Consider the following 23,423-nt stretch of genomic DNA (forward strand, 5'->3'; position numbering starts at 1 on the left):
TATTGAGTTGGAGACATTAATTTCGATTGGGACATGGAAGGGAGTGTATTTGAGTTTTTTTCTCCAATACGCAGATACGCTAATCTCAAAACAGATATCTACCAAAAGCTGTTTATGAATCTTTTTTCTTAGCCTCTTATTTATAATTCATCACCATATGTTTCTGCAAAACAGTGAGTTTAGTTGAAGTTTAAATCACATTTTTGAAAGGAACAAGCAATTTAACACAATGTGTAATAAGTAACATTCACTTAGAAAAAGGTGGTTTGATTGGACCTACATGAAAAGCTGGATAACATAAATCACAAAAATAAACTTCCCAAATAATAAAGGTACTAATTACAACAACAGAAACAGTGATTGCGCTCATAAACGGTAATCGCCCTTTTCGGTAGGTAAAAATAAGCAAACAATACAGGGAGAAAACGATTGTAGCAATTACTAACCAGGAAAAAGCTAGTTTCTTTCCAAGAACCACTAAAACTTGAAATCCATGATGATGCTTTGAAAGTATTACATCTAATGCTGGAACCAGAACAAGTATATATAGAAAAATTCCAACGAGGTAAGGGCGTCTCATACTCACATCATCCCAATCGGAGAAATTAGGGTCATATACAAATTATAACGCTTCTGAGCATTAGGAGACATTAGTTAAAGTTAACGAAATAGTTAGGGAGGGAAGCAGAATGAAACACAAGATGACTATCGCGCACGGCAAAATGTTTTATCACTTGGATTACGAGCCCGGCGATACAGTTGAGTGGGAAAGCCAGGCAGGTGGATCAACCAAGGCGAAGCGAGGAGAAGTGCTTGCAATATTGCCTGCGGGCAGGCGACTCCATCAGTACCTACCCGCGGATACTCCAAGCAGCCAATGCAAAGCCCAAAACGTGTCAGCAATTCCGCGGGCATTGATCGAGGTACCGCGGGGCGGGAAATCAGTTAAGGCAGATTTTTACGCGCCCCATGTAAGCAAGCCGCGCTTTGTATCTGCAAATTAACAAAACGGTAATTATGGTGACTTCTTGTTCTTGAGAAAGTAATAACAAAGTCCAATAATTCCATTACAAATGAACAATCCCAAGACTGCAGGAGCAATTACAGACAACCCAGATTCCATACCAAAGTAAATGCTCCAAACTATTTTTAATAATGCAATTAAGTTAATAACCAAAACCCCATATTTCCATGATTTTTTCCAAAAGGCATAGGCAAGTGCAAATAGGGATAAAGGCACTAGCAATGTAATAAGGATTTTTGAAATATCCCATTCGCCTACAAGGTAATCTCTCTCCATTTTTAAGAACTCTTGAACAGATGGATCTACAAAGTCTGGTTTTGGAAACCAGAACATACTGGTCGACAGCGCAATTAGAGTAAGAATGATACCTTTTAAGCTTTTTCTATAAGCAAAGTAACAGTAAGGAAGAAGGAATAGTGGGCGAATATACCAACTTAGGATATTTTGATGTCTCTCAAAAGCCCAAATGAAAAAATCGTTAAATATTTCTAACATTTAATCACCTCACATGAATGCATTTCCTTATCCACTATAACGTATGTTGAGAAATTTGGTAACAAAACACACGATTTGTTAAATGTGCAACGGTATTACTAGATAAGATCTTTTTGAGCCAAATCAATTGCAACAGCCGGCCTGATCTGATTCACTTTGCTCAGCCTATGTTTGTACTTGGCAACTGAAACTGATTCAATCCTTGTATGCATTTTAGAATGTCTGCCTAGTTCGATTTCAACAACCGCGTTGTCATCGACGATAAACCATTCACCAGCCATGGGCGACGCTAATCGCGCTTGGTGAAAAGAAATATGAAACCGCAGCTAATCTACAAAGTACTACAGCCCCATTGCAACCACGCTGCCAAGAAGGTGGACGAGGGGATTTGCGTGGAAGAGCCTTTTCGCATCATTTTGGTCAGTGTACGGGTATACGGCTGAAAACCTGCAGGTGGGCGTGGTGGTTGCAATTGCAAACCTCACGGAGTGCTGGCCTAGTTTAGGTGAGGGGTGCTTGAGTAGTCCCCAGAAGGATTCATTTGGATGGTTTGAATCGGGACGGTACGCCTGGGAAATGGCAGATGTAAAACAGATCGATCCGGTGCCAGTATAAGGGCAGCAAGGACTTTGAAATTGGGGAGGGGAACGGGATGCTTGCAGGACGTGAGATTTGAATTCTGGGGCATTGGGGGAAACGGTGAATGGCTGTTGAAAGCTAGTTAACTTTGATAAAGAAAAAAGACCATGGGAATACCATGATCTTCAATCAAAGCATTTTCTTAATTGCTTTCTGTGCTTTTAATTAACGAGTTAAAGTGACTGTTTCAGGCCCATTATCACCAATCCACTTATCATTGTAGAATTTCCAAGTTGAAGTGTCTTTTTGTATTACAAAGGAGTACGGTAACCATCCTGGCTTGTTACCTTTGCCATCGGATTTAACTTCAATTTTTTGAATACTCCCGAGATTGGCGGATGCGGTTACGTAATAGACACCTGTAGAGCCTTGCTCAAAATCATCACCAGCACTGTCTAAGGTAGTCCATGAGGAATCCTTTTTGGAGCCATGTAACTTAATTTGAATTTTCGAATTTGTTCCTGCGTCATCTGCATTGTTTGTTTTGATAGTAACTTTATAGGTGTACGATGCAAGTGGTTCAATTTGATTTGAATTTTGGAGGTTCTCAGAAGCATAAGCGCTTGCTCCACTTAACATTAATGCAAAAGCTAGCACAGTGGAGATCCCTAAACGTTTCATTTAAAACACTCCTTTAAATCGGTATATTGGAAGCAATGAAATTATACAAAATAATTACTTATATGTAAATATATGGACTCTCGGACGGGTGTGTATTTGATAAAAATAAATATGAAGGGTGTCAGAAAGTTAAGGGGGATAAAAAGAAATGCAGGAAGCAGTTGTTAGCTGGAGCATGTAAGAGATAGGTGAGTTGGACAAGCGTAATTCAGCGATGGACTTGGCAATGTGTGAAGCAGCTACGCCAGGGCCTTATGAACTTGAAGCGATGACGATGAAGGACTTGTCATCTGGAGAAAAGTTGAAGAGCACCCGGGAAGGTTAGAAGGCGTAATTGTACTTAATCCCGAGTGCCATTTACGAAGAAGCAGATATCAACTTCATCATGGAGGCTCGTACCGCTCTGCCTCATTGGATTCAGCGAGCTACGGCAGCAGAAGCCGAGGTCTAGCAGTATAAAAAACATCTACATTGATGGAGACAGCTGTCACGAAATCCCTCCAGCTGGATCAAATAAGTGATCTAAAAATAGAAGGGAAGTCAACGAAATGAAAAAACAAACGTTTTTAGCCGTTAGTATGATGACATTGCTGTTGTCAGCAGCAGTTCCATTTGCGAGCATGGTAGCACCAGCTTATGCAGACACTCAGGCGCAATCTGCCCCGGAACCAATGAAGAAACTCGCACAATTGGACAAAAATGTTGTAGAGGCTGCCAAACAAGCCATGCAGAAGGAGGCGGGCAGTCTGCCGATCGAGTTGGATGAGATTACAGGGATGAACGCCGATTACTGGGTGGTCTCAGCCAAAGACAACAGAGGCGAGGTTCTGGTTACCAAAAAAGAGGGAACGGTCGTATCTGTACATGTTAACTTCAAGTTCAGCGAAGTGGCTACAGATTTGCAAAATACTATCATGAACACGTTGAAAAGCATGGATAGCACGCAGGCTTTTACATTTGATAAGGTAGATCGATTCAGCTCGGATATGGAAAATAGTTGGGTGTTTAAGGGGGAGAATGTAACGGCATCCATCGACGCGAAAACAGGGAAGCCCAGCGTTGTTTCGATAAAATATTCAAGCCAAAAAGTTAACCCCAAGGTGGTCGAAACAGCACAAAAGGCAATGAAGGCACTATCAAACGGAAAAGCATCAGCATTGCTCCCTGAGGTCTCGCTCCTGAAAAATTCGGACTATCACCTGGATCAGGTGTGGAGCTTCATGGATCGCGGTCGTACATATAGTGTCTTCATTGGGGCGAAAACAGGGAAAGTTGTTTCAGCCATCATGCACAATGAATTCAGAGATAGCAACTATGTTTCGGACGAAGATATTCCAAAAGCATTTGCCAAACCGTTCTATACGAAAGAAAAAGCGATTGCTGCTGTTAATCCAATGGTGAAGAAAGTCTTTCATATGGATTTGACAGGCTACAATGTTTCAACGAAATACAACGAATATACCTTTACGAAAAAGGGAAAACCGACCGTTACGGCATCGATCAATAAAAAAGGGGTTTTTTATAATTTTACCGTTACTCCGGAAAACGGCATGATCAACTAGACCGTTAATCCCAACAGGATGTGGAGGTTCGGTCGATGCTTGTCTACTCACGGGCAGAATCAGCAGTGGCGCAAGGTGATCCTTGGAAAGAGCAGAGGTTTGCTTGGGATTGATCAGGGGGAAAGAGGCGGTGAATATCCGTCTCTTTTTTATATTGATGGAGATAATTTCCTAAGCTCCTCGTCCTAACGATCCAGAGGCAATTTCCTACCTCGAAAGGGTTAGGAAATTTGTTTGGTCGAAGAAACTCCGGACACTGTATTGTCAGTGACTGGTTTTCTCCAGGATGATGTGTCTATGAGGAAATGATTCAAGCTGGTGAGCGATGGGCAGCTGATTGGATTAACGTTGAAGACCTTGTGAGTGTGACGAAGTAATTGTAAATATCTGATTGTTGAGTATAGCATTATGTATATACTAAAATAGATACAACGACCAATAACCTTACATTTTCTCCTCGACGTGTTCGTCGGGGATTTTTTAGTTTTGGAGATCGGCGGCCATTGCCAGACCTTATTACGAAGAACGGAGTCAAAAGAATGGCAAACGTCACCTCCAAACTGTAGCATTATCTCCTACGTCCATCGGCGTGACGATTACGCATATGCAAGGCTTGATATCAGGAAGTGGAGATTTGGATAAACTGCAGGATGATAGGAACGCCTTGAAACGGGACATCACTCAGCATCAGGACGCCCGGCTGGACTACATACGTATTTGAAGGCTGAAGAATACCATTGATAAAAAGATTGACAATCGATACGGTGCTGGGGTCGAGAATTCCGGAAGTACTAAACTGTAGTGAGGCGTCGGCATTCGTATACACATTTTTTTGTCCATCCGAAAAAGTCGTGTATTGAGAAACCACCGTCGTCAGTAGTCCGGGCGTACAGGGGCACGGTGGACATGGTGGACATGTCGGGCAAGGTTGCCCGGGAAAGATATTAGGGCATCCGAGTGGCGGCATTACTGGGTAACAGGTACTCAGATTATTGGATCGAGTCACAACTATTCTTTTACTGTTTTTTTGCTGCATGGTCTCCAGCCCTTTCTCAAAGTAATGAAGATGTGCAAAGATCTGAGGCTGCAACACGTTCTTGACATATTACTCTTTTTTGATGGAATATTCCCCAGGCGTGTATCCTCTCCTGGGGAATTTCTTATTTACTTTCTGGTTGTCAGTTGATGACGAATTCTACGATCAATGGTGTTCCGCCATTTTCGGCATCACCGTCAGGAATCGTAATCGACGTTGTTGTGACTGTGGAAGTATTCCCTGCCTGAAGTACCCCATTAATGTAGAGATTGTAAAAAGCAAACGAACCAGGAAATGCTGTGGCAGCAGCACCTGCATCATTCGTAAACGAAGTTGCCGCAATGGCAAATGTTGCTCCAGTCCCTGTTCCAGCCCCCATCGTCGAAGTGAACCTGAGCGACGTCATAAATGGTTTTGTAATCGGCATTCAACCAACTCCTACCTGTAGTATTGTAAGGTAAAACCCTACACCGTTTATTGAATGCACACTATTTCTTTCCCGAAACGTACAAACACCCTTTGAGTAAAAAAATTCCATTAAAAATAACTTGTCATTGCTTTGTAGAGACGGGGTTATTAATTAATAGTCGACTAATGGTTACATAAGTGTATGTTCGTTGATCCTTGGAAAGAGCAGAGGTTTGCTTGGGATTGATCGGATGAAAAGAGGTGAGGCACCTGCCTGTTTTACAGGAGGTGCCTCGGCGTGTTATTTGGTATATTCCATGACTTCAAAGGATTGAATCTTGCTGAAAGCTACATAATCTTTTCTAGAAGTAAATGGCCCCTTGTTAAAGTCCTTATCGAACATATATGTTTCTTTGCCTCTGCCGTCGGCGCGATCATTGTACCAATCTATAAAGTCCTCAACTTCTGACGCAGATAAATCGAATTCTTTTTCAAGACCACTGAACATTTTAATAACAAGAAGTGCATTGTCACCAGTTAGGTTAGGGTTTGGGTCTGGTTTTGATCTGGGTCTGGATTAGTCGGATTAGCATTTTCCATCATCTCAAAATGTATGATACTAACAACTGAAGTATCAAAACCCTTAGTTATATTTATACGATATCTATTGTAGGAAGCACTGTTTGTAAATGTAAATTCTTTTTTTTCGTCAGCACGCCACGATACTAAATTTTGGTTATCTAGTACAATCCACTCTGTTCCATTCCAAGCTTCAAATGTGAAATTTTTGGGAGCAAGATTTTCCTATTTTGGTAGAATTGCATATTTTTCAATTCGCTTTGGTGTTTCAAATTCGTATTCTAGCCAAGATTCAATTTTATCTGAGAACCAGAACGTGCTTTTATCACGGTCAAAGGCGTTGTAAGCAAAGTTATTATTATATACTCGACTCGCACTTGCTTTACCACTAGGAGATGTGTCACTTATCATTGCGGGAACTACATTCTCTGTATACTGTTCCTCAGCATGACCGATGCTCTGACCTGAAAATAAAACAGAAAGTATGAGGGCAAAGCTAAAGAATTGCTTCCAGAACCTTTTTGTTAAATTTATCAGAATCCTCCTTGAAGTGTCTAAAATGGATAATTTTCCTTGGGAATATATTGCATTTTATTGATTCGAGCAAAACAGTAAAAGGAATAAATTCAAATCAAAGGAACGTTCAGCAGAAATGTTCAAAATTAGTTCGAAAAGTATCAAACCCGTCCCTGTTTTGAAGAGACGGGTTTCCTTATGGTTTATGAAAAAGGTCCTCTCCAACTAATGAAAAGGGCTTTAAAATTAAGGGGGAGGTGAGAGTGCGTAACTTTACATTTACTTACATAAATTTACATTACCGGGATATCAAGCAAGGAAGCTGGATTATTTAGTAAAATGGATACAGTAGATCGGGATGTGCCAGTGTGAATCTGGCACGTTTATTTTTTGTTCGAAAAGCGAACGTACGATCCTGTTTTTGGTTTTGTGGTTGCGAAACTCTTAGAAAGTAGGTGGGCGTTTGACGAAAGAGGAATGCAGAACAATTTTGCGACGCATTGCCTGGAACCTAAACTATCGAGAAAGAAAGAGGCTTCGTAATGAATGCCCGATTCTGTACGATTTTGGCAGGCAGCTGGGCACGGTTAATCACGGCGGAAGCCTTTATGTTGAAGAGTTGTTACGGCAACTATCCAATGAAAAGGAGAGGCAGGTTATACGTAAGATCGTCTTAGAAGGCTTCACAGCAAAAGAGGTCGGAGAAAGCTTACAAATGGGGGAAAGGGGAGTGAATCAATGCAAAAACCGGAGCTTGAAGAAACTACAACAATACTTGATCAAGCATTCAGTCTAATGGTCGAGCAAGCAAAAAATGGAGATAACGAGGCGTTACTCAAAGTTTTGGAGGAAATGCAACCTGAAATTGACTCCCTAGCTGGTTTTCTTAAGCTCCCGAAAGAAGAGGGAATTCATGAGATTACGACACGGTTTATTGAGCAAATCAGGGGATGAAAAATTATTCGCATTTTTTTCGTGAAAGTTGTTCCGTTTTGTGCCTGTTTTTTTCCTAGATAGGTGAAAGCGACAATGACCGGTCAAACACTGTTGCTTATCCATTACCCATAAAAGGAGAAATGAAGCATGGCGAAAGGCATTGATTACGCAGGTAAGAATAACTCAACAAAAAGCAATTTGAGAGCTATTAAGGATGAGGGGTACAAATTTATCGGACGTTATTATGGTGAGTCGGATTGGAAGCGCCTGACCAAAGAAGAGGCAAGGCTCATTTCTGATGCTGGATTGAAAATCGTTGCTGTTTATCAGAATGGTGGACGAGATATTAATGAGTTCACGTATAGTAACGGAAAGCAGGCTTGCAGGAGTGCTATTCGACAAGCAGAGGAAGTTGGTCAGCCATATGATACGCCTATCTATTTTGCAGTAGACATGGAAATCATAAAAAGAGCTCATTTTGATGCGATTGAGGATTACTTCAGTGGTATCGCAAAAGAAATGAGCAATTACAACCGTGATAATGGAGACACATATTTAATTGGTGTATATGGAAGTTACTACGTTTTAGAACATATTGATAATACTGTCGATGATGTCACCTATTTTTGGCAGTGCAAAGCATGGAGTGACAAGAAGGATTTCAAAACACGTGACTTGTATCAATACAGTATTGATAAATCACTGAAGTTAAATAACGGAAACACCATCATCGTGGATTTCTGCGAATCAAATGGAAGCGCGGGTGGATTCCAAGTCTAATAAAGGAGGACCCAACGGATAGAATTCTCGAACCCGTTGGGTTCTCTTTTATCTAGTAAGAGGTTGTAAAGATGAAGCTATTTCTTCAACGGATTTTGAAACTCTAAAGGTTTGATTATCTTTTTGTTCTCTAACTCGAATAAATGACGTATCCTTTTTAAAGTATAATCCAGCCGAGGCTGCTTCGATATTGTCTTTATGATTTGAAAAAGATATCCATTTGGCTGGAATATCGTTGTTTATTGTAGTCTCCTTCTCTTCGATGACAACCCCACCCAGTAAGACCTCCTCAGATGCCTCTAAAATTTCCAGGTAAGTACTCTCATTCTCGTCAGCAAAAATTAATTCTAAAAATTTTACCTGCTCCGTACTTGTTTCAATCTTCACTAGCTTCTGTCCTTTACTCACAAACGCGGGTACATAGACTTTATCCACCCCTACTTTTTCCGCAGATTCAAAAATCTCGTTTTTCTGCTGATCTGTTAATGTCAATGCCTCAAATCCTTCAGGGATAGCCTGATTAGGTGCAGTTTGTCTTTCTTGTGTACATCCTGAGATGAAGAGGACGCAAGTGAGCAGAAAAACAAGGAAATACCTTATCATGTTCATTCCTCCAATCCTGATTTTGATTAATGAAGTTATCTATGTGTCTTATGTGAACATAGTGTTTTTACGAAGCCCTCCTTCGGAATTCGGGGAGGGCATTTGGTGTTTATGAAAGCCAAATAGTTTTTTACGATGATTGAAGGAGGAAATTTTATGTCCTTCTTTTAAGCAGTATAACGTACATAGGTTTACTTTGTATCGACCGATTTCATGTCGATCATCTCCAAAATTTCATCATAAGTCATTTTTTTGATTACATTATAGTCAAGTGCTCTAAGTATAAAGTCACGACGTAATCGTTCTTGTTCATTTTTGGGTTCAGGAAGATTTTCTCCTGTAGCTATAGTGTTAAAACGAGGATTAAAAGTTTCCATGTAGTCGTCTGCGTTAAGTTCAACCCATACTTCTTTGGTAGTACCGTCTTTTAGTGTTAGAAGGTAACTTGCTTTCACGAGATAACCGTCATTATTGGGGTTTCTCTCAGCCATAATATTTTTAATACTAACTTCTTTTGCGGGAAGTGTGCCTTGTTTCTGCATATCTAAGTATGTTGCAAGCTCTTTATGGGTTGTAGATAATTCGCTCCTTACTCGCTCTTTTTCGTCTGGACGCAAATTCCAAGTGAGATAAAAATATGTATTCCATAGATCCTCTTCATTCTTTTGTGTAAATAAATGATGCCATTCGATTGCTAGTATTTCTGTCATTCGACTTAAGGTAGAGTCGTGGTTCTCTAATCGATCAAGAATTTCTAGCTTTTTACTATAATCTGCGGGCGTAGGTTGAGGACTTTCCTGTTTTGATACTGCATTGCTACTAGTCGAACAGCCAACTATCGAAACGGCAGAAAGCAAAATAAATAACGTTAACTTTTTGTACACTTGAATTACCACCTTTTTACATATTTATTATCTAAATTAATTGAAAATTCGACAAATAAATACTATAATCGTATTGGTAATAATATACCATAAAATGAAAGGGATGGAAGTATGTATGAAAAAGATAAGGGCAGGTATTCTTGGTTTAGCTCTCGCGGTATCAGCTGTAGTTAGTGCTGGCAATGGAACAGCTTACGCAGAAGGGATAAATCCATACGACGATTTTAACTGGAGTTGGGTTACTACTGATAGTGAATTAAGTAGGGGATATTCTAAAAGTCATAAAGGAATGGATATTGCAGTAAATAAAGAGCCTGTATACAGTCCACAAAAAGGAACCGTATTAAGTGCAGGTTATTGGACAAGTGCAGGCAATTATGTGGCAATTGAAACAAGAGACAAGGACCCTGACACGAATACTAAACTAGTAATTAGGTTTCTTCATTTAAAATCCAAATCTGTATCTACGGGTGATTCTGTGAAGAAAGGAGAAGAAATTGCGGTATCAGGAAATACTGGTACAGATACTACTGGCCCTCACTTGCATATCGATATAAATAATGAAGGGGAGTATGATGGGAAGGATATTACCTATTCAAATACAATAGACCCTAAATACTTCTGGCCTCACTACTTTGATGGCCCGACCTTTGCGCCATATGAAGAGCATCAAACCGAAGAGCATCATACGGAAGATGAATTATTACGTAAATTTGACAGTGCAGAATACTTTTTTGAAGACACCCTTATAAATTATGTAGGGGAAGAAGAATTTATGAAGTGGATTAATTCACAACCGTTGGAAGATCAAACAGTACCAAATTTTAAAAAGGCTTTTAATATCTCTGATGAAAAAGAAAAGAAATTAAAGCAACAAGCTAGGGAATAGCCGCAGAAATTAGATAACCCAATGTCAAATGACAACCCGTCCCTGTGTTGAGGAGACGGGTTTGGTTGTTTAATAATCACTTAATGGTTATATAAGTATATTAAGGTGATCCTTGGAAAGAGCAGAGGTTTGCTTGGTATTGATCGGATGAAAAGAGGTGAGGCACCTGCCTGTTTTACAGGAGGTGCCTCGGCGTGTTATTTGGTATATTCCATGACTTCAAAGGATTGAATCTTGCTAAATGCTACATAATCTTTTCGAGTGGTGAACGGCAGCCTATGGTACCCCCCTGTTAACGCCGAACACCCTTAACTAAATGCTCTCAATAGAAGAAATAAAGTGATTCCTGAAACAACTGCCCCATATTCTGGGGATGAGCTTGCACATTTCCCACCGCCCATTGATATCCGCCGCCAATGATTAAGACGAGGATATCGGCTACAAACAAATACTGTGTATTCCCCTATTTGACATTTCCTGTTAGTTTTCCCCACTGCCACAATAAAATTACTTAACTATAATCAATGACTCGGCGCGGGGAGATTATGAAGATCACTGACGAGTAAAAAGAAAACGGGTTCTTGTCCTTTAGCTTCATGCTTTTGGACAAAATCCGTTGCTGTGACGATTCGATCAATCATCACCTCTCACTCTGCTAGAGCTTATTCTTTAAAAGAAGGAACCTGAATACATGATGATAGAATAATACAAATACGAAAATGTCAAAAATAAAAATTGACATGACACCAACTAGATGAGGGGTGTTCCTTGATGACAACAAGTAAAACGAATCCGAAGGTTGATGAATTTTTAAGCAAGACGAAAAAGTGGAAGGCTGAATTTGAGAAGCTCAGAAGTATTGTTCTTGACTGTGAGCTGACCGAAGATTTTAAGTGGATGCATCCTTGTTACACGTTTGAGAAAAAAAACATCGTTTTAATACATGGATTTAAAGAATATTGTGCGCTACTGTTTCAAAAAGGTGCCTTGTTAAAAGATCCAAACGGGATTCTCATTCAACAAACGGAGAATGTACAGGCTGCGCGCCAGATCCGGTTTACTAATGTGGAAGAAATCATGGAAATGGAATCTATTTTGAAGGCCTATATTCAAGAAGCTATTGAAGTTGAAAAATCCGGCTTGGAAGTGAACTATAAAAAGCATGAAGAATACAGCATTCCTGAAGAATTTCAAAAAAAATTGGATGAAATCCCTGCCTTGAAAACTGCTTTTGAAGCATTGACTCCGGGACGGCAAAGAGCCTACCTTCTTCACTTTTCAGCACCCAAACAAGCCAAAACGCGAGAGTCAAGGGTGGAAAAATGCATGCAGCAAATTCTCGAGGGAAAGGGATTAAATGATTGATTGTAAGAAAAGAGGCGGAAGCTACCGCCTCTTTTTCGTGCTTCGCCAAACGGGTCGTTGCATTTTCTAAAAAAAATTAAGAAGAAAACCGAACCTTTTTCCGATCGAGAGACAATATAGGGTGTAAGCTGCTTACTCAGGAGGGCCCTCTGAATGGAAAATGAAGAGATGTACCAATTACTTATAAAAATGAAAGAGGGGGATGAACAGGCATTTCATACGATGTATGATGCGACCTTTCAGGACGTATACCGGACCGTCTCCTTTCTGGTGGATCATAAGCAGGATCGGGAAGATGTCATGAATGAAATCTATATGCAGATGTGGACCTCACTTGCTAATTACGATACGAACCGTCCTTTCCAGTTCTGGCTGCATGGCCTGGTAATCCGTCAAGTACAGAGATTTCGGGTCAAGAGCTGGAGGAGATTCCGCATTGTTGAACGAATCCGTGCCTTCTCTCATGAAGAGTCTTATTTGGATGAACATACTGCGTTGATGGATGGAACAAACCAAATGATATCCCAGTCCATACGAAAACTGACCGACAAACAGCGGACAGTGATTATCTTTCGCTTTTATCACGACTATACTCTTGAGGAAATTGCGACTTTGCTTGATATTCCGCTGGGTACAGTCAAGTCCAGATATCATGCTGGCCTCCAGGCGCTTCGAAAATACTTAGGGAATCTCCCCCTGGAAAGGATGGAAAAGATCAATGACTATTGAACGCAAAATCCGTGAACATCTGCACGAAGAGGCAGAAACGATGGAGTGTCCGCCGGCCATTTCCAAACGAATCGAACAATCCTATTCTCACTATTTGCAACGAAAAAGGAGCGAAATAACGATGAAAAAACGATTAATTGGTGGAATTGTTGCTGCTGCGATTTTGATTCCAACCGCAGCATTTGCGGCCCCTGTTGTGATTGACATGCTTACGCGAGCACCAATGACTTCTGAACAAGTCAAGCTGGATGAGGCTGGGAAAGCAACACTTGAGAAGCTGTATAGCGCATTTCCCGAAACAAAATCGTTTGAGATTATCGATGCAAGCTACCTTGGAGACCCCAATGATTCAACCAAAAAAGTCCAACTGAGCATCGTCCTGCAGGAAAAAGGGGGAACTGGCAAAAAGATTACCCTCCATACAAACGGTATTACGGATGAGATTCAAGACCTGACGCAAGAGAATTGGGAGCCTAAGGAGAAACCACTCATTACTTTACCCGATCAGGAAATCAAGGGGAAGGTAGATCAACTTATTGATAAATTGTACGGTAACATCAAAGATTACGAGGTTGCCATGGAGCAAATGGACAATCCCAATCAAAAAACATTTATCTTGAATTACACCAAGAAGGGATCAGGAGGAGAGGGTTACCAAGTATTTGTTCAGGGGAATAGCATTAGTCTTGCTCCGGTAGATTTTGAACCATCAAACAATAAAGTAGAGGGCTTTTTCTCTTTAAATGGTAAGCCAGATTATAGCGCTGATTCCATTTTAAACGATGAAAAACTGCTTGCTTTACTAAAAATGAGCGCGACAGAGTTAAAGGAAGAACTAGTCAAAGGGAAAACTGTTGTCGAGATTGCAGCATCTAAAAATGTCTCGAGACAACAAGTGATCGATGTGATTGGAAGAACAATGGCTGAAGGACAACTTCAAGACGGAAAAAATAAAGTAACGATCAGCGATGAATTACTGAAACAAATGATAAAAGACAGTGAACAAAAAATCATACCCATAATTGAACACAAAACGGAAACAGAATGGAAGTAATAGAGAAGAGGCGGGAAACCGTCTCTTTTTTCGTCAAAAATAAAGTTGTGCGTCCGCCTACGGGAAGATTCATGATGACTACGTATACTGTAACGTACTATTTTGACTTCACGCTCAAGTCAATGGAAAGGAGAGGTCGACCGTGGCAATTGGACAGACGACTCGGGTCAGCTTGCCGTACCCCTCTACATGGGAAATTCAAGCGAGCTTTGGTGGAAGACCCACCACGTTGGGCACATTGGTGATTTCCAATGTTTCGAATGGCAGGGTCAGTGGTACCGTTAATTTCCGTGGTACTCCGATTCCCATACAAGGAAGCTGGGATGAAAGGTCCAGGCAAATCACGATTGAATCACCTTATGCTAATTTTGTTGGCACCTTTGCTTACAAAGAGGAGCCAACGCTTGGGTTGCGACATTATGTATTACGAGGAACGGTTCGAATGAAGCCCCCATCTGTGCGGGCAGGAGAAGTGGGAACATGGACGGCTGTTACGAATTTGCCGCTGTAAGGAAACAGGAGGGTCTTATCTACTAATGGATAGGGCCTTTTTTTAATTCCACCTGGATCAATCGTAATGGGAAAAAATGAAATGTTTGGTAAAATAATAATAGAACAAATAGAATCTCAACCGCTTGGTCAGCAAGGATTCCGGCAAGAAATGAAGACTGGAGAACACGAGACTAGAGATGGAGGAAAGACTGTGAATAAACAGGCGGACAAGCAGACAATAGAGGCATTAAAGGTATTACAAAACCAATCAGTCATCCAATCAGCTGAATACTGGGTAAAAAATGCTCATGAAGGCGGAGTTGTCCGTGGAGACTTGGTAGCATTCCTCATCCAAAACATGGCGAAAAAACTGACTGCAACAGTTCCTCAACCCGAAACGCCAGAAAAGCCGAAGCCTGAACCAACTCCAGAACCTACGAAGCCTGCCAAGCAACCGAAGCCTTGGAGTGAAATCGAGAAGCTGGCAAAGGCTGCTTCGGTTCACATAGACATTGGATTCGGCGGAACGGGTGTATTATTGAAAGGCGGCCTATTGCTGACGGCAAAACACGTATCCAAAGGCAGAGTCTCTTTTAGAGCGAAAACGTACTCTCGGGATTGGTTAGACGCGACTCTGGTTGCGGAGCACCCGGGAATAGGAAAAGATGCAGTTGATCTGGCGCTATATAAGATTGAGCGACCGTCAGCAAAATTACTATTCCTGCCTTTGAGTGCCGATCCACTTGTGAGTGGTCAAAAGCTAGTGACTGTTGAAGCGGAGTATACGGACTGGATTGTAAGGACTGGTGAGTTGTGTCAGTTAAGTACCAAGATGCAATCGTGGGAATTTGACTGCTCTGTTCCTGTGGAGAATGGCAACAGCGGCGGAGCTGCCGTCAATGAATATGGAGAACTGGTCGGTATTTTCGTTAACATAACGTCTGTAGGCATCCAACGAGGAAGCATCCGGGAAAGTGTTCCTGGTGGAGAAGCAATCAATTTGCAGCACCAAGCTGTTTCAGAATGGCTTGCAAAATGGTTATAAAAAGGTAGAATGAGGCACCTCTCTGTAATAAGAAGGTGCCTCATTTTATGATTGGTGGTCACAGGCGACAGCCTATTGTGTGATTCCGAGCATTTGCTTCATATCTTCTTGGGCATCGCCAATCAACTGAATATGGAACAAGTCTTGCAATACTTGCAGAACACCGGGCTGAATGAACTCAGGCAATTTTGGACCGATCCGTATATCTTGTATCCCTAGGCTAAACAGACCGAGCAGGATGGCAACCGCTTTTTGTTCAAACCAGGAAAGAACGATACTTACCGGCAGCTCGTTCACTTCACACTCGAAGGCATCGGCTAATGCAGCCGCAATCGTAATGGTAGAAACCGAGTTATTGCACTGTCCCAAATCGATATATCGTGGGATGCCGGTACCTGGCACGGTGCCGAAATCTACATCGTTAAAACGGAATTTTCCGCAGGAGGTCGTAAGAATAACGGTTTCCGGCGGTAAGGACGTAGCCAATTCACGGTAATACTCGCCTCCCTTGCCAGGAGCGTCACAACCAGCGATGACGAAGAAGCGTTTGATTTTTCCTTCCTTGACTGCCTGAATAATTTCTGGGGCGATGCCGAGGACCGTTTTGTGATGATAGCCGGTTGTCAATGTCAGTTCTGATTCGATAGAAACCTCAGGAAGAGACAATGCTTTTTCAATGAGCGGCGCAAAATCGTTATCTACAATTTTCGTCACATTTTCCAAACCGGTTATATCATACGAAAAGAAACGATCGGCGTAGCTGCCTCGAATAGGCATCACACAGTTTGTTGTAGCCAGTATGGCACCAGGAAATTTCTCGAACAATTGGCGTTGATCGTACCATGCTTTCCCGATGTTACCTTTCAAATGAGGATATTTCTTCAGTGCGGGATAGCCATGGGCAGGCAGCATTTCGGAATGGGTATACACATTGATTCCTTTGCCTTCCGTCTGTTTTAACAGTTCTTCGAGAGCAAACAGATTGTGTCCCGTAACAACGATGCATTTTCCTTCTATTTTATTTTGCGAGACGGTGATTGGCTGCGGTACTCCGAAATGATCCGTATGGGCCCGATCCAAAAGCTCCATGACTTTTATCGCGGCTTTCCCTACTTTCATAGCCATTTGCAAATGTTCATCCAAGTTAAAATTCACATTCGTCAATGTAAAATAAAGAGCTTCCTGCGTAATCCCATCCACTTCAGGATCGATATAGCCTAGTTGTCGAGCATGTGTGGCATAAGCCGCAATTCCTTTTAAAGCAAAAATAATGGTATCCTGAATACTCGCAAGATCTTCATTCTTTCCGCACACGCCGATGACCTTACAACCACCTGTTGGAGTCTGTTCACATTGATAACAAAACATGCATAATCCACTCCTTCGATTCAAGATTTCGCTTTGATTATAAGCGGGTTGCTGGGAAGGAGCTGTGATTAAAATCACAACGAAACCAAACTTTGCCTCTTATCATAGTGGATGAAGAAGATTTCCCAAGTGAGGGGTGTTGTTTATGGTACGAAAATGGCAGTTGCCATTACAGACGTTGAGTCTTACGGTCGGTTTCATGGTATGGGTCATTCTGTCATCGCTCATGCCTTTTATCAAGGAAACCGTACCTATGAGTGCAAGCGAAGTGGCGTGGGTGACAGCGATTCCTGTTCTTCTAGGATCGTTGCTGAGAATCCCTGTTGGATATTGGAGTAACCGATTTGGGGCGAGAATATTATTTAGCATAAGCTTTCTCTTGCTGCTGGCTCCTGTCTTTTATATTAGCCAGGCGACCACTTATACAGATTTGTTAATCGGCGGGCTATTTATAGGGATAGGCGGAGCGGTGTTTTCCGTTGGTGTCACGTCTCTACCTAAATACTATCCGAAAGAAAAGCATGGTTCTGTAAACGGAATCTACGGTATGGGGAATATTGGTACGGCGATAACCACTTTTTCAGCGCCAGTTCTGGCTAAATCGTTTGGATGGGCAACTACTGTACAGATGTTCATGTTATTGCTTGTGGGATTCGCAGTGCTAACCTTCTTGATGGGGGATAAAAATGAACCTAAGGTAGTGACTCCTCTTGGTCAGCAGATAAAGAGTGTGTACAAAAACGAAAAGCTGTGGCTAATCAGTTTGTTCTACTTTATTACGTTTGGCTGCTTCGTTGCTTTCACCGTGTATCTCCCGAATTTTTTAGTAAGCCATTTCCAATTGGATAAAGTAGATGCAGGTATGAGAACAGCAGGGTTCATTCTTTTGGCGACACTTGCGAGACCATTGGGAGGCTGGCTAGGAGATAGGTGGAACCCCTTCAAGGCATTGATGATTGTGTTTGCCGGGCTCGCCTTGTCTGGTATTGTCTTATCGTTTTCACCATCGATTTTGATGTACACGGTAGGCTGCCTGTTGGTAGCGCTTTGTGCCGGAATCGGTAACGGTGCCGTGTTCAAATTAGTGCCGATGTATTTCTCGCGGCAAGCGGGGATTGTGAATGGGATCGTATCTGCCATGGGGGGATTAGGAGGATTTTTCCCGCCGTTGATCTTAACGATGCTGTTTAATCTGACCGGGCATTACGCGATCGGTTTCATGGCCTTATCTCAGTTTGCACTTGTTAGCTTGGTCTTGGTAATGTGGATGTTTTATCAAGAGAAGCTGCAGCTCGCCGCCACCATTATGGAAAAGACGGGAGAGGCGATATTGATTACCGATACACGAGGGGTCATTAAAAGTGCGAACCATGCTTTTACGAAAGTGACCGGTTATGAGATGAATGAGGTGATTGGCAAGTCCCCCAATATTTTAAAATCTGGCAGGCAGGATGCCGATTTCTATCAAAAAATGTGGGACTCGATCAAGAACAATGGCTATTGGCAAGGGGAGATCTGGAATCGTCGGAAGAATGGAGATCAGTATCGCCAATGGTTAACGATCAGCGCGATTCTGGATGATGCGGGAGACGTCGAGTACTATGCTGGCATGTTCAGCGAGCTCGCGGAGCAAAGACACGGATAAAAAAGCTTGAAAACTCATGAAAAAAAGTCTTGGACGGACAAGTCCAGGACTTTTTTTGTTCAAGAAAGGATGTAGATTGTGCTTACATTTGGCAAATATCTGGAGGGCAGTCATCGCAATAAATCGCCTCTTTTAAATAGGCAAGGTCCTTTATCAAGATATGCCCGTGGGGAAGCAGATCGATGGAGTCCTGTTTTTTCAGATCGGAAAGCATCCGGTTGACACTTTCTCGTGTGAGACCAATGAATTGTGCCAAATCACGATTCGTAAGGGAAAGGTCGATGAGGATTCCGTCGGGGTGTGGCTTGCCGTACGTGTTACTCATGCGGATGAGCGTTGAATACAAGGCACCAATTTTGCCATTGAGTAGCAAATCGCGAAATTTGGACTGCATCCGCCTGTTCATCAATCCCATCCAACGCAGGAAGTCTACGCAAAATTGACCGTTTTTGATGAGCATTTTTTCCAACGCTTGTCGCGGGATGATCCATACCTCACCCTCCATCAACATGGTGCCTGTGGAGGTATACGTCAATTCCTGTTCGAAGAGCCCTGAGACGCCGACTAGCTCTCCTGCACCAAATACTTGCAGTGTTAATTCTTTTCCATCGTTTGTGTTTTTTGTGAGCTTGATTTGGCCAGACGAAATTAAGAATAGCTGATCGGCTCTTTCGCCATCCAAAAACAGAACGGCTCCAGGAACAAAGCTTTTCCGAACAGAAAAGGTTTCAAGGCTATTCACAAAATCGGAAGAAATCTGTTCGACAAAGGTTGTGCCATTTCCGGTCATGTGGGTCCCCCCTACAACAAGGATACATAGGTAACTCATTATATCATCCGAATTCAATGGTTGGGGGGAGAAAATTGTCCTGATTGTGGCAGTGGTGTGAGGTAAATCACAACCTGGGTCTCGAGCCGTTGCTACAATGGACTCAAGCGAAAGGAAAAAAATGAGCAGCAGCAGGGAGGGTGTTGTATGAACTATCTATTTGCTTCCAAAGTGGCGAAGCGTGCTTTTATCATCATTGCTTGCTTGTTCGTCCTAAGTTACGTGGGAACACGTTTTTTCACGCATATTGATTTGGCGCTTTACGGCTATATGGTGGGGACTCTTGTCTTTATCGGAGGCTTCCTTTACCGATTTTCTGCGTGGGCAGATCGCCCGCCAACGAATGTCATTTTGAAAAAGGGGCTACGACTTCTTTTTCGTAAAAGCACGGCGAATACAGCGGTGGATCATCTGGCCATCTATCGCTTTATTTGGAACCGGGGATGGTACCGCTGGACGCAGCACATTTTGCTGGGATGGGGATGCATCTTGGCCGCGTTTGTCACGTTTCCATTAGTGTTTGGCTGGATGTATTTCACGATGACGGACAACGGCTACTATCAGGTCGTGTTCATGGGTGTGGATGTTTTGACCGTACAAGCAGATGGCTGGGTTGCCTTTCTCTTTTACAACGCATTGAACATTACGGCTTTTATGGTCATCGGCGGAGCAGTCATGGCTTTGTATCGCAGGTATAAGAACATGCAGGCACGGGCTGAACAATCCTTTGTCTACGACTTTTTGCCTTTATATCTGCTACTGTTTATCAGCGTGACAGGATTGATGTTAACAGCAAGCAACATGTTCTTAGGGGGCTTTGGGCATCCAGTCATATCAGTCACTCACCAATTTGCAGTGATTGTGACATTGATTTATCTGCCATTTGGAAAACTGGCTCACATACCGTTCCGTCCCATGAGTGTGTTTGCTCGCAATTATCGCGAGCACTATGGAGAGCAGGAAATGAAAAAGTGCAAAGTGTGCAGGAATGAGTTTGTTTCCGCGGAACAGTCGGCAGATGTAATCAACGTGCTGGGTAAAAACGAAATGGCTTTTCAAATGGAAGAAGGATTCCACTTGGCTGAACTTTGCTTGCCGTGCCGCAGAAAATACCGGATGTTCCGCTTCACAGGAGTTCCTACGCACGAGATCAATGCCAGGGAGGCAAATCAACATGCCAAAGGATAAATTTTTTAAAGTAGTGGAAAACAAGATTCATCCTAACGAGAAATTGGTCAGCACGCACTGCTGCTATTGCGGTATGCAATGCGGGATGAACCTGCGTGTAGATACAACTGCCAACAAGATTATCGGAGTGGAGCCACGGTACGATTTCCCTGTCAATCTGGGAAAGATGTGCCCCAAAGGGGTGACGGCTTATCAGCAGGTCAACCATCCGGATCGGATACAGCGGCCGTTGATTCGAACAGATGCTTCATTAAAAGGCACGGCGGAAGGTTTTCGGGAAGCGTCATGGGAGGAAGCGCTTGACTTGATCGTTTCCAAGTTCAAGGAGTTGCAGCACAACTATGGCAAAGATACCCTATCTGTTTATTCTGGCGTTTCCATGACGAACGAAAAATGCTACCTCACGGGTAAGTTTGCGAGGGTCGCCTTGCAAACCCGCTATATCGACTACAATGGCCGCTTCTGCATGTCCTCCGCTGCGGCGGGATTGAATCGAAGCTTGGGGATTGACCGCGGTTCTACCATTCCCTGGACAGACATTCACCAAACAGACTGCTTGTTTTTGGCTGGATCAAACGCGGCTGAGTGTCATCCAACCAGCATGTTTCGTATTTGGGAAGTGCAAAATCGAGGTGGCTATTTGATCGTAGCCGATCCAAGGGAAACACCTTTGGCACGTCGCGCTGATATTCATCTGGATTTGCGGCCCGGTACAGATTTGGCGCTGGCAAACGGAATCGTTCATCTCCTGATCAAGAATGGGCATATCGATGAAGACTTTATACGCAATCATACGAATGGTTTTGAAGAAACAAAAGAAGTGGTTGCTGCCTTCACACCGGAGTCTGTCAGCGAAATAACAGGGGTTTCGGTGGAGAAGATTGTGCGGGCTGCCGACATTTTCGGGAGGGCACCTGATGCGATTGTAATGTTCTGCCGTGGTGTAGAGCAGCAATCGAAAGGGACAGACAACGTATCGGCCTATACCAACATGTCGCTCGTCACAGGCAAGATTGGCCGTCCGAAATCAGGTGTTGCAACCCTTACCGGTCAAGGCAACGGTCAGGGGGGGCGGGAACACGGGCAAAAAGCCGATCAATTGCCTGGCTACCGCAAGCTCGACAATCCTGAACATGTACGTGAAATAGCGTGTGCCTGGGGCATATCCGTAGAAGAGATGCCACAGAAAGGTGTTTCAGCCTATGAGATGTTCCAGCTGATGAAGGATAAAACGATTCGCAGCTTATACTTACTCTGCTCCAATCCGGTTGTAAGTGCGCCAAATCTAAACCATGTTCGGGAGTCCCTGAAAAGTCTTGATTTTATGGTTTGCTGCGACTTTTACTTGTCGGAATCAGCTGAATACGCCGATGTCGTTCTTCCCGTTACGACTTGGGCAGAGGACGATGGAACGACAACCAATCTCGAAGGACGCATCATTCGTCACCGTCAGGCACAGGAATGGTTTGCCGAATCCAAGCCTGACTGGTGGATTCAGATAGAAATCGCCAAAAGAATGGGGCGCGGACAATTCTTTACTCACTTGAAGTCTCCACAGGATATTTTCAATGAAATACGTCAGGTCTCCAAAGGCGGAATAGCTGACTATTATGGGGTCACCTACGAGAAAATTGATCAAAACAATGGTGTTTTCTGGCCGTGCCGCGAGGAAGGCGACGAGGGACAGCCCCATTTATTCCTGGATAAAAAATTTTATCACCCGGATGGCAAAGCCAAAATATGTGCGCTGCCTTACCGCCCGCCAGCGGAGGAGCCGGATGAAGAATATCCTTTGCGGTTAACGACGGGACGAGTTGTGTTCCACTATTTGTCCGGGAACCAGACAAGACGAATCACGTTTTTGAAGGACATGTATCCTGATCCGCTGCTAGAGGTTCACCCAAAAACAGCGAAACGCTACGGTATTGAACACGATGAGCTGGTCACTCTGAAAACAAGAAGAGGCGAGGCGCAGTACCGTGTGAAAGTTATCGAGGCGATTCGAGAGGATACGGTGTTTGTTCCATACCATTGGGGGAAAGACCAGTCTATCAATCTGCTGACCAACCCGGCATTGGACCCTTACAGCAAAATGCCTGAGTTTAAAGCGTGCGCCGCGAAAATCATCAAGCACAAACTTGGAGGAGTTCGCCATGGGTAAACAAGTCTTATACATCGAAATGGACAATTGCATTGGTTGTCGAAGTTGCTTGGCGGCGTGTACACAGTGTGGAGGTCACGACAACCGAAACCGAAATTACGTGCTGGATGTGGACCCGTTTATCAGCAGACAAACGATTCCTCTCATGTGCTTTCATTGTGTCAACCCTGCTTGCGCCCGCAGCTGTCCAGCTCAGGCGATTCAAATCGCAGACAATGGGGCCGTATTGTCAGCCTTGGTAGAGAAATGCATCGGTTGTCAAAATTGCACGATTGCCTGCCCCTATGGGATTCCTAAATTTGATGAAGAGCAGAATCTCATGTACAAATGCGATCTATGCTACGACCGTACGAAAGAGGGAATCCCGCCGATGTGCGCTTCGGTTTGCCCGACAAATACCTTGCAGTGGATTGAGGAAGCAGAGCTGGAAGAAAAACGGGCACAGATTCCTTTGGCCAATGGCAAATGGACTGCCAGCCACGACCCAGATGTGCTGGAAGGCGAAACCAATGTGAAAATTAGCCTGCCTGGCATTCTGCAGGGCAAACAGAAGCTATTCTAGAGGGGAGATATAC

General features: G+C 43.1%; 26 protein-coding genes. 17 read left to right on the plus strand and 9 right to left on the minus strand.

Going from position 1 to position 23,423, the window contains the following annotated elements:
- Window positions 1-247: 247 nt before the first annotated feature.
- Window positions 248-580, minus strand: a complete 333-nt coding sequence (locus C7R94_RS29915; protein ID WP_146142810.1) for a hypothetical protein — start codon at window positions 578-580, stop codon at window positions 248-250.
- A 109-nt stretch (window positions 581-689) separates the two neighbouring features.
- Here C7R94_RS29915 and C7R94_RS19700 point away from each other — a divergent pair, with 109 nt between their 5' ends.
- Window positions 690-1,004, plus strand: a complete 315-nt coding sequence (locus C7R94_RS19700; protein WP_106783888.1) for a hypothetical protein — start codon at window positions 690-692, stop codon at window positions 1,002-1,004.
- Window positions 1,005-1,015: 11 nt separating this feature from the next.
- Here the strand turns inward: C7R94_RS19700 and C7R94_RS19705 are convergent, their stop codons facing one another.
- Window positions 1,016-1,519, minus strand: coding sequence for a hypothetical protein (locus C7R94_RS19705; RefSeq protein ID WP_106783891.1), 504 nt, complete (start codon window positions 1,517-1,519; stop codon window positions 1,016-1,018).
- A gap of 314 nt (window positions 1,520-1,833) precedes the next feature.
- Between C7R94_RS19705 and C7R94_RS30850 the strand changes: the two genes are divergently transcribed.
- On the plus strand, window positions 1,834-1,962 hold the full coding sequence (locus C7R94_RS30850) for a hypothetical protein (RefSeq protein WP_255577083.1): 129 nt from the start codon (window positions 1,834-1,836) through the stop codon (window positions 1,960-1,962).
- A gap of 361 nt (window positions 1,963-2,323) precedes the next feature.
- Here the strand turns inward: C7R94_RS30850 and C7R94_RS19715 are convergent, their stop codons facing one another.
- Window positions 2,324-2,779 carry a PLAT/LH2 domain-containing protein gene (locus C7R94_RS19715; RefSeq protein WP_106783893.1) on the minus strand — a complete coding sequence of 152 codons (456 nt, stop codon included), beginning with the start codon at window positions 2,777-2,779 and terminating at the stop codon, window positions 2,324-2,326.
- 193 nt (window positions 2,780-2,972) lie between these two features.
- Between C7R94_RS19715 and C7R94_RS30855 the strand changes: the two genes are divergently transcribed.
- On the plus strand, window positions 2,973-3,104 hold the full coding sequence (locus tag C7R94_RS30855; RefSeq protein ID WP_255577084.1) for a hypothetical protein: 132 nt from the start codon (window positions 2,973-2,975) through the stop codon (window positions 3,102-3,104).
- Window positions 3,105-3,327: 223 nt separating this feature from the next.
- Window positions 3,328-4,341 carry a hypothetical protein gene (locus C7R94_RS19720; protein WP_106783896.1) on the plus strand — a complete coding sequence of 338 codons (1,014 nt, stop codon included), beginning with the start codon at window positions 3,328-3,330 and terminating at the stop codon, window positions 4,339-4,341.
- 619 nt (window positions 4,342-4,960) lie between these two features.
- On the opposite strand, the gene C7R94_RS19725 is transcribed toward C7R94_RS19720, so the two are convergent.
- Window positions 4,961-5,377, minus strand: coding sequence for a DUF4183 domain-containing protein (locus C7R94_RS19725; protein WP_106784144.1), 417 nt, complete (start codon window positions 5,375-5,377; stop codon window positions 4,961-4,963).
- A 142-nt stretch (window positions 5,378-5,519) separates the two neighbouring features.
- The gene (locus C7R94_RS19730) at window positions 5,520-5,804 is read right to left on the minus strand and encodes a DUF4183 domain-containing protein (RefSeq protein WP_106783899.1); all 285 of its coding nucleotides are present in this window, start codon (window positions 5,802-5,804) and stop codon (window positions 5,520-5,522) included.
- A 1,695-nt stretch (window positions 5,805-7,499) separates the two neighbouring features.
- Between C7R94_RS19730 and C7R94_RS31025 the strand changes: the two genes are divergently transcribed.
- The 3 genes from C7R94_RS31025 (at window position 7,500) to C7R94_RS19745 (ending at window position 8,596) form a co-directional block, all read left to right on the plus strand.
- A complete protein-coding gene (locus tag C7R94_RS31025; protein ID WP_369835015.1) occupies window positions 7,500-7,676 on the plus strand; it encodes a sigma factor-like helix-turn-helix DNA-binding protein in 177 nt (58 codons plus the stop codon).
- A complete protein-coding gene (locus C7R94_RS30345) occupies window positions 7,619-7,834 on the plus strand; it encodes a hypothetical protein (protein ID WP_199197948.1) in 216 nt (71 codons plus the stop codon). Before C7R94_RS31025 ends, C7R94_RS30345 begins: the two co-directional genes overlap by 58 nt.
- A 129-nt stretch (window positions 7,835-7,963) precedes the next feature.
- On the plus strand, window positions 7,964-8,596 hold the full coding sequence (locus C7R94_RS19745) for a DUF1906 domain-containing protein (protein ID WP_106783904.1): 633 nt from the start codon (window positions 7,964-7,966) through the stop codon (window positions 8,594-8,596).
- Window positions 8,597-8,644: 48 nt separating this feature from the next.
- Here C7R94_RS19745 and C7R94_RS19750 read toward each other — a convergent pair whose 3' ends face one another.
- Entirely contained in the window at window positions 8,645-9,199 is a 555-nt protein-coding gene (locus tag C7R94_RS19750; protein ID WP_106783907.1) for a hypothetical protein, read from the minus strand.
- A 191-nt stretch (window positions 9,200-9,390) separates the two neighbouring features.
- A complete protein-coding gene (locus C7R94_RS19755) occupies window positions 9,391-10,083 on the minus strand; it encodes a hypothetical protein (protein WP_106783910.1) in 693 nt (230 codons plus the stop codon).
- 115 nt (window positions 10,084-10,198) lie between these two features.
- On the opposite strand from C7R94_RS19755, the gene C7R94_RS19760 reads away from it, so the two are divergent.
- From C7R94_RS19760 to C7R94_RS19785, 6 genes are all read left to right on the plus strand, one after another.
- Entirely contained in the window at window positions 10,199-10,972 is a 774-nt protein-coding gene (locus C7R94_RS19760) for a M23 family metallopeptidase (RefSeq protein WP_106783912.1), read from the plus strand.
- A 771-nt stretch (window positions 10,973-11,743) separates the two neighbouring features.
- Window positions 11,744-12,337 (plus strand): YdeI/OmpD-associated family protein, encoded by a 594-nt coding sequence (locus C7R94_RS19765; RefSeq protein WP_106783915.1) that lies wholly within the window; start codon window positions 11,744-11,746, stop codon window positions 12,335-12,337.
- Window positions 12,338-12,490: 153 nt separating this feature from the next.
- Window positions 12,491-13,066, plus strand: coding sequence for a sigma-70 family RNA polymerase sigma factor (locus tag C7R94_RS19770; RefSeq protein WP_047074299.1), 576 nt, complete (start codon window positions 12,491-12,493; stop codon window positions 13,064-13,066).
- Complete coding sequence (locus C7R94_RS19775; protein ID WP_106783917.1) at window positions 13,056-14,120, plus strand: hypothetical protein; 1,065 nt, start codon at window positions 13,056-13,058, stop codon at window positions 14,118-14,120. The genes C7R94_RS19770 and C7R94_RS19775 overlap by 11 nt, the downstream gene beginning before the upstream one ends.
- A 142-nt stretch (window positions 14,121-14,262) precedes the next feature.
- Window positions 14,263-14,631, plus strand: a complete 369-nt coding sequence (locus tag C7R94_RS19780; protein WP_106783919.1) for a hypothetical protein — start codon at window positions 14,263-14,265, stop codon at window positions 14,629-14,631.
- Window positions 14,632-14,823: 192 nt separating this feature from the next.
- A complete protein-coding gene (locus C7R94_RS19785) occupies window positions 14,824-15,657 on the plus strand; it encodes a S1 family peptidase (protein WP_106784146.1) in 834 nt (277 codons plus the stop codon).
- Window positions 15,658-15,729: 72 nt separating this feature from the next.
- On the opposite strand, the gene hcp is transcribed toward C7R94_RS19785, so the two are convergent.
- Window positions 15,730-17,025: a hydroxylamine reductase gene (gene hcp, locus C7R94_RS19790; RefSeq protein ID WP_106783922.1), complete on the minus strand. Its 1,296-nt coding sequence runs from the start codon at window positions 17,023-17,025 to the stop codon at window positions 15,730-15,732.
- A 145-nt stretch (window positions 17,026-17,170) separates the two neighbouring features.
- Between hcp and C7R94_RS19795 the strand changes: the two genes are divergently transcribed.
- Window positions 17,171-18,670, plus strand: coding sequence for a nitrate/nitrite transporter (locus C7R94_RS19795; protein WP_106783924.1), 1,500 nt, complete (start codon window positions 17,171-17,173; stop codon window positions 18,668-18,670).
- A gap of 82 nt (window positions 18,671-18,752) precedes the next feature.
- Here C7R94_RS19795 and C7R94_RS19800 read toward each other — a convergent pair whose 3' ends face one another.
- Window positions 18,753-19,460: a Crp/Fnr family transcriptional regulator gene (locus C7R94_RS19800; RefSeq protein WP_047074289.1), complete on the minus strand. Its 708-nt coding sequence runs from the start codon at window positions 19,458-19,460 to the stop codon at window positions 18,753-18,755.
- 186 nt (window positions 19,461-19,646) lie between these two features.
- Between C7R94_RS19800 and C7R94_RS19805 the strand changes: the two genes are divergently transcribed.
- Genes C7R94_RS19805 through C7R94_RS19815 form a run of 3 tightly spaced genes read left to right on the plus strand, consistent with a single transcriptional unit; the run spans window position 19,647 to window position 23,410 of the window.
- Window positions 19,647-20,687: a hypothetical protein gene (locus C7R94_RS19805; RefSeq protein ID WP_106783926.1), complete on the plus strand. Its 1,041-nt coding sequence runs from the start codon at window positions 19,647-19,649 to the stop codon at window positions 20,685-20,687.
- Window positions 20,674-22,848: a molybdopterin oxidoreductase family protein gene (locus C7R94_RS19810; RefSeq protein ID WP_106783929.1), complete on the plus strand. Its 2,175-nt coding sequence runs from the start codon at window positions 20,674-20,676 to the stop codon at window positions 22,846-22,848. Before C7R94_RS19805 ends, C7R94_RS19810 begins: the two co-directional genes overlap by 14 nt.
- Entirely contained in the window at window positions 22,841-23,410 is a 570-nt protein-coding gene (locus C7R94_RS19815; protein WP_088909171.1) for a 4Fe-4S dicluster domain-containing protein, read from the plus strand. The genes C7R94_RS19810 and C7R94_RS19815 overlap by 8 nt, the downstream gene beginning before the upstream one ends.
- Window positions 23,411-23,423 lie beyond the last annotated feature (13 nt).

The sequence above is a fragment of the Brevibacillus sp. NRRL NRS-603 genome (assembly GCF_003013445.1).
GTDB lineage: Bacteria > Bacillota > Bacilli > Brevibacillales > Brevibacillaceae > Brevibacillus > Brevibacillus formosus.